Source organism: Geobacter benzoatilyticus, assembly GCF_017338855.1.
Classification (GTDB): domain Bacteria; phylum Desulfobacterota; class Desulfuromonadia; order Geobacterales; family Geobacteraceae; genus Geobacter; species Geobacter benzoatilyticus.
Genome location: NZ_CP071382.1, coordinates 3,387,129 through 3,401,098, shown reverse-complemented (window position 1 = coordinate 3,401,098; position 13,970 = coordinate 3,387,129). Strand labels below are relative to the sequence as shown.

At 58.4% G+C, this 13,970-nt stretch carries 15 protein-coding genes; 10 read left to right on the top strand and 5 right to left on the bottom strand.

What is annotated here, in order from left to right; translation table 11 throughout:
- The 5 genes from JZM60_RS15790 to JZM60_RS15770 all read left to right on the top strand — a co-directional run bounded on the left by JZM60_RS15790 (position 1) and on the right by JZM60_RS15770 (position 4,435).
- Positions 1-879 (top strand): YicC/YloC family endoribonuclease, encoded by an 879-nt coding sequence (locus JZM60_RS15790; protein ID WP_207163350.1) that lies wholly within the window; start codon positions 1-3, stop codon positions 877-879.
- 15 nt (positions 880-894) lie between these two features.
- Positions 895-1,506 carry a guanylate kinase gene (gene gmk, locus JZM60_RS15785; protein WP_207163349.1) on the top strand — a complete coding sequence of 204 codons (612 nt, stop codon included), beginning with the start codon at positions 895-897 and terminating at the stop codon, positions 1,504-1,506.
- 77 nt (positions 1,507-1,583) lie between these two features.
- A complete protein-coding gene (rpoZ, locus tag JZM60_RS15780) occupies positions 1,584-1,793 on the top strand; it encodes a DNA-directed RNA polymerase subunit omega (RefSeq protein ID WP_207163348.1) in 210 nt (69 codons plus the stop codon).
- Positions 1,794-1,852: 59 nt separating this feature from the next.
- Positions 1,853-4,003 (top strand): RelA/SpoT family protein, encoded by a 2,151-nt coding sequence (locus JZM60_RS15775; RefSeq protein WP_207163347.1) that lies wholly within the window; start codon positions 1,853-1,855, stop codon positions 4,001-4,003.
- 54 nt (positions 4,004-4,057) lie between these two features.
- Complete coding sequence (locus JZM60_RS15770; RefSeq protein ID WP_207163346.1) at positions 4,058-4,435, top strand: RidA family protein; 378 nt, start codon at positions 4,058-4,060, stop codon at positions 4,433-4,435.
- 159 nt (positions 4,436-4,594) lie between these two features.
- Here JZM60_RS15770 and rpmB read toward each other — a convergent pair whose 3' ends face one another.
- Positions 4,595-4,786: a 50S ribosomal protein L28 gene (gene rpmB, locus JZM60_RS15765; protein WP_207163345.1), complete on the bottom strand. Its 192-nt coding sequence runs from the start codon at positions 4,784-4,786 to the stop codon at positions 4,595-4,597.
- A 92-nt stretch (positions 4,787-4,878) separates the two neighbouring features.
- On the opposite strand from rpmB, the gene JZM60_RS15760 reads away from it, so the two are divergent.
- Positions 4,879-5,481, top strand: coding sequence for a YdcF family protein (locus JZM60_RS15760; RefSeq protein WP_207163344.1), 603 nt, complete (start codon positions 4,879-4,881; stop codon positions 5,479-5,481).
- Positions 5,482-5,544: 63 nt separating this feature from the next.
- Here the strand turns inward: JZM60_RS15760 and metG are convergent, their stop codons facing one another.
- From metG to tmk, 4 genes are read right to left on the bottom strand one after another with little or no spacing between them, the layout of a single operon-like run.
- Positions 5,545-7,077 (bottom strand): methionine--tRNA ligase, encoded by a 1,533-nt coding sequence (gene metG / locus JZM60_RS15755; protein WP_207163343.1) that lies wholly within the window; start codon positions 7,075-7,077, stop codon positions 5,545-5,547.
- Positions 7,074-8,120: a PSP1 domain-containing protein gene (locus tag JZM60_RS15750; RefSeq protein WP_207163342.1), complete on the bottom strand. Its 1,047-nt coding sequence runs from the start codon at positions 8,118-8,120 to the stop codon at positions 7,074-7,076. The genes metG and JZM60_RS15750 overlap by 4 nt, the downstream gene beginning before the upstream one ends.
- Before the next feature lie 29 nt (positions 8,121-8,149).
- On the bottom strand, positions 8,150-9,106 hold the full coding sequence (gene holB / locus JZM60_RS15745; RefSeq protein WP_207163341.1) for a DNA polymerase III subunit delta': 957 nt from the start codon (positions 9,104-9,106) through the stop codon (positions 8,150-8,152).
- A gap of 3 nt (positions 9,107-9,109) precedes the next feature.
- Positions 9,110-9,763: a dTMP kinase gene (tmk, locus tag JZM60_RS15740; protein ID WP_207163340.1), complete on the bottom strand. Its 654-nt coding sequence runs from the start codon at positions 9,761-9,763 to the stop codon at positions 9,110-9,112.
- Between the two features lie 134 nt (positions 9,764-9,897).
- On the opposite strand from tmk, the gene rnc reads away from it, so the two are divergent.
- Genes rnc through der form a run of 4 tightly spaced genes read left to right on the top strand, consistent with a single transcriptional unit; the run spans position 9,898 to position 13,918 of the window.
- Positions 9,898-10,638: a ribonuclease III gene (gene rnc / locus JZM60_RS15735; protein ID WP_207163339.1), complete on the top strand. Its 741-nt coding sequence runs from the start codon at positions 9,898-9,900 to the stop codon at positions 10,636-10,638.
- Positions 10,635-11,675 carry an elongator complex protein 3 gene (locus JZM60_RS15730; protein ID WP_207163338.1) on the top strand — a complete coding sequence of 347 codons (1,041 nt, stop codon included), beginning with the start codon at positions 10,635-10,637 and terminating at the stop codon, positions 11,673-11,675. The genes rnc and JZM60_RS15730 overlap by 4 nt, the downstream gene beginning before the upstream one ends.
- A gap of 30 nt (positions 11,676-11,705) precedes the next feature.
- The gene (gene era / locus JZM60_RS15725) at positions 11,706-12,602 is read left to right on the top strand and encodes a GTPase Era (protein WP_207163337.1); all 897 of its coding nucleotides are present in this window, start codon (positions 11,706-11,708) and stop codon (positions 12,600-12,602) included.
- Positions 12,599-13,918 (top strand): ribosome biogenesis GTPase Der, encoded by a 1,320-nt coding sequence (gene der, locus JZM60_RS15720; RefSeq protein WP_207163336.1) that lies wholly within the window; start codon positions 12,599-12,601, stop codon positions 13,916-13,918. The genes era and der overlap by 4 nt, the downstream gene beginning before the upstream one ends.
- Positions 13,919-13,970: the final 52 nt, after the last annotated feature.

The window sequence follows — 13,970 nt, the reverse complement described above, 5'->3', positions numbered from 1 at the left end:
ATGATCAAGAGCATGACCGGCTACGGCAAAGCCGTGGTCGAAACGGAATCAGGTCGCACCACCGTGGAGATACGATCGGTTAACCATCGCTATGGAGAAGTTTTCGTAAAAATGCCACGCTCGTTCCTTGCCTTTGAGAACGACGTGCGCAAGGTGGTCGGTGATCGTCTGAAGCGCGGTAAAATCGAGGTGTTTGTCCTGCGCGAAGAAGGCGCGGCCGGTCAGCATCAGCCCATGGTGAATGTTCCTTTAGCCCGAGCCTACCGGGAAGCGTTCGACCACCTGCGTACGGAGCTCGGGATTTACGACCCCGTGACCCTTCCGCTCATTCTGTCGCAGCGGGACGTCCTTGCCGCCCGTGAGGAGGGTGGGGACGAGGATATCCTCCGTGACGAGTTGCTCAAGGCGGTTCGTGGAGCGGTGGAAGCAATGGAGGCGATGAGGGTTCGTGAAGGCGAGGCGCTCCACGCCGACCTGGCGGCCCGTCGCCGGACCCTCGAAGCGCTCATCGAACGGGTAGCCGAACGGGCTCCCGCTGTGGTGGCGGAGTATGCCCAGAAGCTTCGCGAACGGCTTGCCCAGCTTCTGGCCGATACGGCCCTTGACGAGGCGCGGCTTGCCCAGGAGGTGGCGCTTCTGGCCGACCGGTGCGACGTTACCGAGGAGTTGGTCCGCTTCCGGAGCCACCTGGTCCAGTTCGACGAAACCATCGCCCTTGCGGAGCCGGTGGGTCGCAAGCTGGATTTTCTCATGCAGGAGCTGAACCGTGAGGTTAATACCATAGGGTCCAAGGCCAACGATGCTTCCATGGCCGCCATTGTGGTGGAGTTGAAGGCGGAACTGGAGAAGATCCGCGAGCAGGTACAGAACATAGAATAGGGACCGGGAATTACCATGAAACGCGAAGGAGTTCTCTATATTATCTCGGCACCTTCCGGGGCGGGCAAAACCACGCTCTGCAAGGAAATAATTGACATCTTTCCGCACCTCCGGCATTCTGTCAGCTATACGACGCGCCAACCGCGGCTTGGCGAAGTTCATGGGAAAGATTATTACTTTATCTCCCGGGACGAGTTCCGCCGCATGGTTATGGATGATGAGTTTGCCGAGTGGGCCGAAGTTCATGGCAACTGTTACGGGACTTCAATCCGTACCCTTGAAGAGTGCCGTGCCTCAGGAATCGACCTGATTCTGGATATTGATATCCAGGGTGCTCGCCAGCTGAAGAAGCGTTACGAAGGCGGCGTCTATATCTTCATACTTCCCCCCAGTTACGAGGAACTTCGACGGCGCCTGAACGGCCGGTCCTCCGACAGCGACGATGTCATCAACCGGCGCATTGACGCTGCTGCCGGGGAGATTCGCGAATCCCGCTGGTACGATTACATCATCGTCAACGATCAGTTCAGCAGGGCGGTCGAGGAACTAAAGTCTGTCATGATTGCGGAGCGCTGCAGAACATCCCGCGTGCTTGAGGCTGTGACGGAGCTGTTCGATATCGGTTGATGCGAGGTTTTTGGTCTGTTTGAACGGATTACCAGTTACCGGCCCTGAAATGCCGGGTTTTTGAAAGGAGTAGTACAATGGCACGGGTTACCGTAGAAGATTGTCTGGAAAAGGTCGATAACCGTTTCCTTCTCGTCATGTTGGCGTCCAAGCGCGTCAAGCAGCTCTACAAGGGGGCAGCTCCACTTATTGACAATAAAGCCGCCAATAAAAACGTGGTGGTATCGCTTCGCGAGATCGCAGTGGGCAAGGTCGGCTACGAACTTACGTCGCGCAAGGCTAAGTAATTAGGCTGTTTAAAGGGGCAGAAGCGTGAAGCTTCCGCCCTTTTTTTGTCCTTTTTCCTATGATAAGACTCAACGACATCCTCGATAAGGTAGTTTCCTATAACCCGGCGCCGGATCTGGACCTGATTCGCAAGGCCTATGTTTATTGCGCCAAGGTGCATCAGGGGCAAACCCGTCTCTCCGGTGAACCGTATCTGGTTCATCCCATGGAAGTGGCGGGGCTGCTGGCCGATCTCAGGCTCGATGTCCCCACCGTAGTGACGGGGCTTCTTCACGATACCATCGAAGATACCCTCACTACCCGCGAGGAATTGGCAGGGGTGTTCGGCGAAGAGGTGGCCAACCTCGTCGAGGGCGTAACCAAGATTAGTAAAATTTTATTCAAGACCAAGGAAGAGAGCCAGGCGGAGAACTTCCGCAAAATGCTTCTTGCCATGGCAAATGACATCCGTGTCATTCTCGTCAAGCTGGCCGACCGCCTTCACAATATGCGGACTCTTCAGTACCAGCCGGAGCCGAAGCAGCGCTCCATCGCCCGCGAAACCCTCGATATCTATGCCCCCATTGCCAACCGCCTTGGTATTTCCTGGATAAAAAGCGAGCTGGAGGATCTTTCCTTCCGCTATCTGGAGCCCCAGATCTATTACGACCTGGCGTCCAAGGTGACCAAGAAGAAAAAGGAGCGGGAGAGCTATGTCGAGGAGGTTCGGAAAATCATTGCCGACAAGCTAGTCGAGCATGACATCAAGGGGGAGGTCTACGGCCGCAGCAAGCATCTCTACTCCATCTGGCGCAAGATGCAGAACAGAAGCGTCGATATCGATCAGATCTACGACCTCATTGCCATACGGGTCATGGTTAACGATATCCGCGAATGCTACGAGGTGCTTGGGCTTGTCCATTCTACCTGGAAGCCTATCCCCGGCAGATTCAAAGATTATATCGCCATGCCCAAGGGGAATATGTACCAGTCGCTGCACACGACGGTAATCGGCCTCGATGGCGAGCGGATGGAGGTGCAGATCCGCACTTCCGAAATGCACCGGGTAGCCGAGGCGGGGATTGCCGCCCACTGGAAGTACAAGGAAGGGAAGGGGTACGACGAGAAGGAAGTCAAGCGCTTCGCATGGCTGCGCCAACTCCTTGAATGGCAACAGGAATTGCAGGACTCCCATGAGTTCATGAACACGGTAAAGGTGGAACTCTTCCCCGAAGAGGTCTATGTATTCACCCCCCGTGGCGATGTGAAGAGCTTCCCCAAGGGATCTACCCCCATCGACTTTGCCTACACGATTCACACCGATATCGGCCACCGTTGCGTCGGCGCAAAGGTGAACGGCAAGCTGGTCCCCCTCAAGTACGAACTGAAAAACGGCGACATCATCGAGGTTATCACTTCTCCGCACCATACTCCCAGCAAGGATTGGCTTAAAATCGTCAGGAGCTCCCGGGCGCGGAACAAGATCCGGGCCTGGATCAAGACGGAGGAGCGGGTCAGGAGCATTTCTCTCGGCAAGGAGATACTGGAGAAGGAGTTCCGGCGCTTTTCCCTGAATCTCGCTAAGCTCCAGAAGTCGGGAGAACTGAAGCAGGTGGCCATAGACTTCGGTTATCTCAGTGATGATGACCTTATGGCTTCCGTCGGCTATGGAAAGCTCTCCTGTCATCAGGTGCTCGGTAAGCTGCTGCCCGAAGAAAAGCTGGTTGAACGCCAGGAGCAGAAAGAATCCCGGATCGGCAAGGCAATCAGCAAGCTGACGGGCAAGTCAACCAGCGCCATCCAGATAGGCGGTGTGGATGACGTTCTCGTCCGCTTCGGCAAATGCTGCAATCCGGTGCCGGGCGACGATATCGTCGGTTTTATTACCCGCGGCCGTGGCGTGACCGTGCACACCGCCGACTGTCCCATTGCCCTTGAGAGCGATCCCGACCGGCGGATTATCGTGGATTGGAACCGGGAGCGCAAAGCGGCTCTCCCCGTCAAGATCAAGGTCACCTGTCACGACCAGAAGGGGATCCTGGCTAACATCACCGTTGCGATAACCAACTGTGAGGCGAACATCTCCAGCGCCTCCATACAAAGTACTGTGGACAGACGCGGGGTGAATATCTTCGAGGTTGACGTGACGAGCCTTGAACACCTCAACCGCGTCATAAACAACATCATGAAGATTCACGGCGTCACCCATGTGGAGCGGATAAAGAACTGACGGTGGTCAGTGAATAGATGACTGGAGCGTCATATCCGGAATGGAGGCAAAGCCATGAAGGCGATAGTTGCAACCGATAAGGCACCAAAGGCAATCGGACCCTATTCCCAGGCGGTTAAAGCCGGGGGATTTCTTTTCCTTTCAGGGCAGATACCCCTTGATCCTGCCACCGGCGAGCTTGTGCAGGGTGGGATCATTGAGCAGACCGAACGGGTCATGGATAATATCGCTGCCGTACTGGCCGAGGCCGGCGCGGGTTTTGACTCCATCGTCAAGACTACGATATTCCTGACCGACCTTGCCAATTTCGGTGTGGTTAACGATTTGTATGGCGGCCGTTTTACGGTGGCGCCGCCGGCACGTTCCACGGTGGAGGTGAAGGGGCTTCCCCGCGGGGCGCTCGTGGAGATTGAGGTGACTGCTGTCTGCTGAGCCCCAAGTTTTCAGCATGGGGAGGGAGCGGAAAGGCGCGTTTCGTTGCCGGTTTGCCGGCAACCGCAGGAGGACGATAAAAAGCCGCGAACGCGGAGCGCTGCGGCTAAGTGGTTTTACGAAGCGGGAATAACCGAGGGGGGCGTTGCCCCCCGGTTCTTAAAGGGCCTTGGTGACGTGGCCGGAGCGGATGCAGCGGGTGCAGACCTTGATGGTCTGGATGCTGCCGTTTCTTACGGCTTTCACTTTCTGCAGGTTCGGATACCACGTGGTGCGGGTCTTGTTGTTGGCGTGGCTGACGTTGTTACCGAAACTGGGACCTTTGCCGCAGATTTCACATTTTCTCGACATGGCGCTACTCCCTCTCGATGGTTTCTGAAGCTCTCTCTTATATCAGGCCGAAGCTGGTTTTGCAAGCGAAATGTTTTTGATAAGGTGGTGCAATGGCGCTCTTTTTTCGAGGTCTCTTTTCAATTCTTGTAATATTCAGCGTTGTAGTGGTGGTTCTATTTGTGGATTTCGCCTACAAGACTTTTTCGGTCCGGCAGCGCGACATCGCTACGGATGCGATCGTGGTGCTTGCGGGAGGAAGGGGTAGGGTGGAAGAAGGGGTGCGTTTATTCCGGGACCGCCAGGGAAAGTATCTTTTTCTTATAGGGGTCGATCCTCTGGTGCGAAAGCGGGAACTTTTCCGGGACCGGCAGGGAGAAGACCTGTCCGAACGGGTATTCCTGGAAAAAGCTTCGCGCAATACCCTGGAAAACGCCCTTTACGGCAGGGAGATCATCGACCGGAAGGATATCCGCTCCATACGCCTGATAACGTCCCGTTATCACATGAAGCGGGCGACCCTCATTTTCAGAAACACGCTCCCCCGCGATATTGCCATTTACCCCCATCCGGTAGATTCGATAAATCTCAAGCAGGCGTGGTGGCGCGATAAGGGGAGTTTCAGGCTTCTTTTCAGCGAGTTCTACAAGTATTGCCTTTTCAGGTTCTTCTTCCTGTTTGCTTCCGGGGAACTGCGACCTCCCGCTGGGCCGTAGGGGCGAATCTTGTATTCGCCCGTTCCATGAAAGAAGGGCGATCACAAGGATCGCCCCCACCGATCATATTTCGTTCTTCTCATCAATTCTCGGGAAAAGCGCCTCCGCCTTGGCGATCTGTGTGCCGGGAGCCAGTCTTCCCCATGCCAGATCATCGTCCGTGGGAGTGGCCGTGTATCCCAGATAGCCGAGGGCCTTGGCTGCAGTGCGCGGCATAAAGGCCGAGAGCAGCAAATGCACGATCCGCTGGGCTTCCAGGAGGGTGTACATGATGGTGCCGAGCCGTTCCTTCTGGGCCGGGTCCTTGGCTAATGTCCACGGGGCGCTTTCGTCGATGTACTTGTTCCCTGCGGAGATTACCTCCCAGATAGCCTGAAGCCCCTTGCTGAAAGACAGTTCGTCCATGCAGGCGTCGAGCTGGGTCACCATCGTCTCGGCGCGGGTGCGGAAGGCTGTATCCATGTCCGTCATGGGACCGGGTTGCGGGAGAATGCCGTTGAAATACTTGTTTACCATGGCGGTGGAGCGGCTGAGAAGGTTTCCCAGGTCATTGGCCAGGTCCGAGTTGATCCGGTGGACAAGGGCCGTGTGGGAGAAGTCTCCGTCAAGGCCGAAGGGGACTTCCCGCAGGAGGAAGTAGCGGATTGCGTCGATGCCGTACTTGTCCACTAGCATGTTGGGTTCCACAACGTTCTGGAGGCTCTTGCTCATTTTCTGCCCCTCGACGGTCCACCAGCCGTGGGCAAAGACCTTTTGGGGTACCGGAAGTCCGGCGGCCATGAGGAAGGTGGGCCAGTAGACCGAATGGAAGCGGAGAATATCCTTGCCGATGAGGTGGGCGTCCACGGGCCAGAATTTCTCGAAATTCCCCCCCTGATCGGGGTAGCCCAGAGCGGTGATATAGTTGGTGAGCGCATCGAACCAGACGTATATCACGTGCCGCTCGTTTCCCGGCACCGGAATGCCCCAGTTGAAGGATGTACGCGATATGGAGAGGTCGCGGAGACCTTCCTTTACGAAGGAGATGATTTCGTTGCGCCTGCTCTTGGGCTGGATGAAGTCGGGGTTCGCCTCGATATGGGCCAGGAGTTGCTCCTGGTACTTGCTCATCCGGAAGAAGTACGACTCTTCCTTCAGTTTTTCCACGGGACGGTTGCAGTCCGGGCACTTGCCGTCAATGAGCTGGGTTTCTGTCCAGAAGGTTTCGCAAGGGGTGCAGTACCAGTCTTCGTACTCGCCGAGATAGATGTCCCCCTTTGTCATGACCTCCTGGAAAAGATGGGTTACCCCCTTCTTGTGGCGCTCCTGGGTGGTGCGGATGAAGTCCGTGTAGCTGATATCCAGTTTTTCCCAGAGGGCCTGGAAGCGCTTCACCACGCGGTCGGCAAGCTCCAGCGGAGTCTCGCCGGCGGCGTTGGCTGCCTTCTCGACCTTTTGTCCGTGCTCGTCGGTGCCGGTCAGGAAGAAGACCTCATACCCCTTGAGGCGCTTGTAGCGGGCGAGGACATCGGCGGCAAGGGTCGTGTACGCATGGCCGATGTGCGGTACGTCGTTTACGTAGTAGATGGGGGTTGTGACATAGAACGTTCGGCTCATTTCGGCTCCTTTTTATCCTTGTCCCTGCCTTTGCCGCTGCGGCGATCACGACTGCCGCGCTCGCCGCGCTGCTGGTTCTGAGTTTTTGCGGCATCGCGCTCCCGGCGCTGCTCGCCGTCGTTTCCCGGCTTCTGGTCACGGTCCCGTGGTTTTTCCCTTCGCTCGGTGTCGGCGGAGCTTCGCGATTCCTTTTCCTGCTCCTTGCCGACCCCTTCCCGCCGGGGAGGTTTCTGGCGTTCCGAGATGTCTTCCGGCTTGATGCTGTCTCCCTTGAGTTCCACCAGGCGGTCATCGTCGGTCTTTATGAGCACTGTTCCGCTGATGATGTTCTGCTTGACGACCTCGCCTTCCGCATTGCCGCATTTTACCAGTTTACCGCATTTGGGAAGACATCTCTTGAGGGAGCAGTAGGTTTCATACTCGTAACCGAGACAGCAGAGAAGGCGGCCGCATTGCCCGGAAATCTTCGTGGGGTTCAGGGCAAGATTCTGCTCCTTGGCCATTTTGACCGATACGGGTTCGAATTCGCGCAGAAATGACGAGCAGCAGAGTTCGCGGCCGCAGATACCGATGCCGCCGATCATCTTTGATTCATCGCGGACCCCGATCTGGCGCATCTCGATTCGGGTATGGAACTGGTGGGCCAGGTCCTTGACCAGTTCACGGAAATCAACGCGGCCGTCGGCGGTGAAGTAGAAAATTGCCTTGCTCCCGTCAAAGAGGTATTCCACCTTGACGAGCTTCATCTCCATGCCCCGCTCTTTGATCTTACGGATGCAGAATGCGTGGGCTTCCTGCTCCCGGGCGTTATTGCGGGCGGCAGAGGCGAGATCGGACTGCTCGGCAATCCGTACGGCGTGCTTGAGACCTTCGGGAACGTGTGAGTCCTCGAACTCCCGGGGCGGGGTGACGACAGTGGCTATGCTCCGTCCCCGCTCGGTTTCGACGATAATCTTGTCGCCCGGTTTGAGGTCAAGTCCGCCGGTTCCGAAGTCGTAGAGCTTCCCGGCGGTTTGAAACTGGGCCTTCACAATCTTTACCAAGCTATCCTCCAGAAAAGTACAAACGGCGTTTATTCCGCAAGACGCATCAGGAGCACGTCGAGGGTGAGCCGCGGGTTGGCGTTGCGCATGAGGGCCCGGCGGGCCTCCATGGTGTTTGTGATCCGTTCGATGTTTCTTTCCCGTGACAGGCGCGCCGCTTCGTTCTCCAGGAGCGGGAAGATGTCGCGGTTGATCACGTCATCGCTTCCCCCTTGTATCAGGAGAATGTCGCGCAGAAGCGATGTGAGCACGTCCAGTTGCTTCAGGGCCTGTTCCCGGTTGGAGGCCATCTCTTCAGCTGCGGCGAAGAGTGGAGCCGTGTCGCTGAGGGAGAAGGCGCCGAGGCGTTTCAGCAGGGCCGCCCGGTCGATGGTGTCCGCTTCTTCGTCCCCGAGGGCTTTCCCGAGGCTCCCGCCGGCAAGGGATGCGGCTAGGCGGGCGCCAGCCCGATCGCGTCCCGCCGCCACCAGCTGTTCTTCGATCATTTCTTCGGACAATGGCGCAAACCGCAGCAACTGGCAGCGGGAGCGAACCGTTGGGAGGACGCCGTCGAGGTTCGTGGTGAGCAGGATCATCAGGGCGTTGCCCGGAGGCTCCTCCAAAGTTTTTAGCAGGGCGTTGCCGGCTGACGGGTTCAGCCGGTCGGCATCCCTTATGATGCACGCCTTGAGCGGAGCTTCAACCGGGCGGAGCACCAGTTCCCGCTGGAGCTCCCGAATCTGGTCGATTTTTATGAACGCCCCGTCGGGCTCCACCATGTGGAGGTCGGGGTGCTGGAGTTTCCCCATCTTGCGGCAGGACGGGCAGGTGCCGCATCCGTCATCCCGGCCGCAAAAGGTTGCCTCCACAAAGGCGAGGGCCGTTGTTCCCTTGCCGCAGCCCTCGATTCCTTCGAACAGGTAGGCGTGGGCGCTCTTCCCGGAACGGAGTGCGCGCCGTAAAACGTCGACGGGGGTTGCTTGTCCGATGACTCGGGAGAACGGCACCGCTTACCTCCTTGCAGTGGCGGCAGGAAGGCGCATCAGAATCGATTCGGTTACCATGGTTTCGATTTCCCCGATGCTGCGACTGCCGTCAAGGACCACAAAGCGCGACGGTTCTGTGGCCGCAAGGGAAAGGAACCCGTCCCGTATCCGTTCGTGGAAAAGGAGGGATTCCTGCTCGAACCGCTCTTCGCGAGCAGCACTGTTTGCGTTGATCCGTGCCATGGCCCGGGCGAGTCCCGTTTCCACTGGGCAGTCAAAGAGGAGGGTCATGTCCGGTTTTATGCTTCCTGCGGCGAGGGCATTCAGCCGGGCGATCAGTTCCCGGTCCAGCTTGCGGCCGAAACCCTGGTAAGTCAGGGTGGAGTCGGTGAAGCGGTCACAGAGGACGATTTTCCCCGAGGCCAGGGCCGGCTCGACCACCTCGGCAATGTGCTGGGCCCGGGCTGCGGCATAGAGAAGGAGTTCGGTCATGGGAACCATGGCGCTGTTCCGGGCGTCCAGGAGGATTGCCCTGATGGCGTCAGCGATGGGGCAGCCGCCCGGTTCACGGGTTACCACCACCTCATGCCCCGCCCGGCTGAGCCGCTCGGCGGCCAGTCGCACCTGGGTCGACTTGCCGCACCCTTCGATTCCTTCGAATGTAATAAAAAAACCCATGGGGGGTGATGTACCCTTCCGTTTTGTAAAAGCTGAATTATAGGGAAGTGACGGTTGTAAATCAAGGCAAAAATCCTCGGCAAGTCGCATAATTATTGATAAATACGGCGGATTCGGGGTATAGTATTTCACTTATGGGAGAAGAGGCCGTAGACAATAAAAAAGTACTGCCGGAACGGATGGAAGAGCTGGAGGCCGAAATCGGCCATCGCTTTGCCGATCGGCAGCTGCTGGAGGAGGCCCTTACCCACCGGTCATGGGTGAACGAGCGCCGTGGCGGGGAGGGTAACCCGGATAACGAACGGCTGGAATTCCTGGGCGACGCGGTCCTAGGGCTTCTGGTCGGGAGAATGCTGTTTGCCCGCTTTCCCCAGAGCCGCGAGGGGGTTCTTGCCCGGATGAAGGCGTCGCTCGTGGGGGAGGAAACCCTGGCGGCGCTCGCCTCGGCGAGGGGGCTTGGGCGGCACCTGCGTCTGGGGAAGGGGGAGGAGCGCAGCGGCGGGCGGGAGCGGCGGTCACTTCTGGCGAATACCTACGAGGCGCTCCTGGCGGCGGTTTACCTGGATGGCGGCATTGACCCCGCCGGACTGATCGTTGAGAAAGACTTCGGTCCGCTGCTGGCTGCTACGGCCTCTGGCGCCAAGGGGCGTGATTTCAAGACCGAATTCCAGGAGATGACACAGACCCGTTTCGGTACGGCCCCAACCTATGAGCTGATTGCTACGGACGGCCCTCCCCATGACCGGCGTTTTACGGTGGCTGCCTTTGCCGGTGGTGAGAGGGTCGGAGAGGGGAGCGGCCGGAGCAAGAAGGAGGCGGAGCAGGCGGCTGCCAGACTATGCCTCGAGCGATTTGCTTCCGATGATGGGAAATGAAGCCTCTCATCGTACCGTTTTTCATATCCCACCAGGGATGCCCGCACAAATGCGTATTTTGCGACCAGGAACGGATCTCTGGCCAGAGCTCGGGGCTTCCCGCGACGGCTGAGGTTCTTGAAACCATCGAGCGCTTTGCCGCGTCGGCAGTGGGGCGGCCACTGGAGGTGGCTTTTTACGGCGGTACCTTCACAAGCCTTCCGCGGGGTGAGCAGGACCGGCTATTGGCACCGCTCCAGCCTCTTATTGCCAAGGGGCGTGTGGCCAGTGTGCGGCTTTCTACGAGGCCCGATTCCGTTGACGATGACACGGCCCGTTTCCTCGCCGCCCGCGGTGTGACCACGGTTGAGCTGGGGGTCCAGTCCATGGACGGCGAGGTTCTCGAGTCTGCCGGCCGGGGGCATGGGGCGGCCCATGTGGAGCGGGCATTCGCATCCCTTGGCAATGCCGGCGTTGCCGTCGGTGCCCAGCTCATGCCGGGGCTTCCCGGCGACACCCCGGAAAAGTCTCTGGAATCCCTTGACCGGGTGCTTGCCCTGGGCCCGGCGTGCCTCCGCATCTATCCGACGGTTGTTCTGGCGGGGACAAGGCTGGCGGACCTGTGGCGTTCCGGGTCCTACTCCCCCCTCGGCCTCGATGATGCCGTTTCCCTGTGCGGGGCCATGCTCCGCCGGTGTCTCGCAGCCAGTGTGCCGGTGATCCGGATAGGGCTTCAGCCCACGGAGGAATTGGAACGGCCGGGAACTATCCTGGCCGGTCCGTGGCACCCGGCATTTCGGCAGCTGGTGGAAAGCGAGCTTTTCCGCGGCCTCCTGGAACGGCTGGCCATGGATGTTCCAGCCGGTTCCGGCATTGAGGTTGCCTGCTCTCCCCGGCGCATATCCGACGTGGCCGGGCAGCATCGCTGCAATCTCTCCCGGCTCCGGGAGAAGTTCGGCATTGTGGTGAGGCGCATCACTGGGGACAACAGGCTGCACCCCTATGATCTGGAAATTTCTTGCTCCGGTAAAATCATTGCCGGTAGCGTACTGGACTGACCCTCCATGTTTCTCGAAAGGAGCTGAAACTTGTCAGATAAACCGTTCCGGTCAGGATTCGTTTCCATTATCGGGCGCCCCAACGTGGGGAAATCGACACTTCTGAACCGGATTCTCGGCGAGAAGATCGTTATTACCTCGGATAAGCCCCAGACGACCCGCAACCGCATCCAGGGGATTCACAACGTCCCCGATGCCCAGATTGTTTTCATCGACACGCCGGGAATCCACCAGGCACGTTCGCGCCTCAACAAATACATGGTGGAAGTGGCTGTTTCCGCTATCCGCGAGGTGGATCTGATCCTGTTCCTCGTGGAGGCCAACCAGAAGCCGGGAGAGCAGGAGCAGGAGATCATGGATGTGCTCGCGGGAGCGACGGCGCCGGTCTTCCTCGTCATCAACAAGGTGGACCTGACGGAGAAGGGTGCCGTGCTGGAGCGGATTGCCGCCTACAAGGACCGCTTCCCGTTCCGGGAGATCGTGCCGGTTTCGGCCGGTACCGGCGATGGTGTTGAATATCTGGTGGAACTGGTGCGCAAGGCTCTCCCCGAGGGACCGGTCTATTTCCCCGACGACATTCTGACCGATGTCCCGGAGCGGTTCATTGCCGCAGAGATTATCCGGGAAAAGGTCTTTCGTCTCACCCGCGACGAGATTCCCTACGCCACCGCCGTGGAGGTGGACAGCTTCAAGGAGCGGGAGGACGGGGGGCTCGTATCCATTGCCGCCACCATAACCGTGGAGCGGGATTCCCAGAAGGGGATCGTCATCGGGAAAAAGGGCGCAATGCTCAAGAAGATAGGTTCGGCGTCCCGGGTCGAGATCGAAAAATTACTTAACACAAAGGTTTTCCTGGAACTCTTCGTTCGGGTCCGCAAGGATTGGAGCGAAGACGAACGGATGCTGAAGGAGCTCGGATACACATGATGCCGCTTGTTGCCATAGTGGGGCGCCCCAACGTGGGGAAATCGACCCTTTTCAACCGTCTCGTGGGGCGCCGCAAGGCGATAGTCGATGATATGCCCGGCGTCACCCGCGACCGGAATTACGAAACCGTTACTCGCTTCGATGCGCCGTTCATCCTCATCGATACCGGCGGTTTCGAGCCGGTGAGCGAGGACCGCCTCCTGCAGCAGATGCGGGAGCAGTCCCGGCTCGCCATGGAGGAGGCGGACGTCATAATCTTCCTCATGGACGGACGGGCCGGTCTCACCCCTTCCGACGTGGAGGTGGTGGAGATGCTACGCCGGGTGAAAAAGCCCGTTTTCTACGTGGTCAACAAAGTGGACGGAGAAAAGCTGGAGAACGAAGCGGCCGATTTCTACACTTTGGGGGTCGATGCGCTCCACACCATCTCCGCCGAGCATAACCGCGGCGTGGGTGATCTCATGGATGAGGTGGTCGCAGCCCTGCCCAAAATCTCTAACCGTGCCGATGACGATGATATCACCAAAATTGCGGTGGTGGGGCGCCCCAACGTGGGGAAGTCATCCCTGGTGAACCGTCTCCTCGGCTTCGAGCGCGTGGTGGCAAACCCGACTCCCGGTACCACGCGGGATTCCGTGGATACCATGTTCAGCTGCAACAAAAAGCGCTATCTCCTCATCGATACCGCCGGTATCCGGCGCAAGGGGAAAACGACCCAGAAACTGGAGAAGTACAGTGTCGTGGACAGCTTGCGTAGCATCGAGCGGGCCGACGTGGCGCTCATCGTCATCAACGCCGAAGAGGGGGTGACGGAGCAGGACGAGCGGATCGCCGGTTATGCCTACGAGGCGGGGAAAGGCTGTATCTTCGTGGTTAACAAGTGGGATGTGGTGGAGAAGGACAACCGCACCCTGGGCAAGTTTGTGGAGCAGATAAAGACTGAATTCAAGTATCTGGCATTTGCGCCGATAGTATTTGTGTCAGCTAAAAGTGGCTTGCGGATCAACCGGGTCATGGAAGAGGTGGAGCGGGTCATGGCCCAGTGCACCAAGCGGGTCAGTACCGCGGACCTGAACCGCGTGTTTTCCGAGGCGGTGGATACGCATCATGCCCCCCTTTCCCACGGGCGGCGGGTGAAGTTCTACTATTCCACCCAGGTGGGGACGAAGCCGCCGACGTTCATTGTGTTCACCAATCAGCCCGAGGGGGTGCATTTTTCCTACGAACGTTACTTGATCAATACATTTCGCGAAGCGTTCGATTTTACCGGCACCCCCCTGAGAATCATCTTCCGGGGACGGGATCGCCGGGAGTAAACGCACTTTACTTGAACAGGGCGAGTAGTTTATGATGAGCGCCGTTTCAACC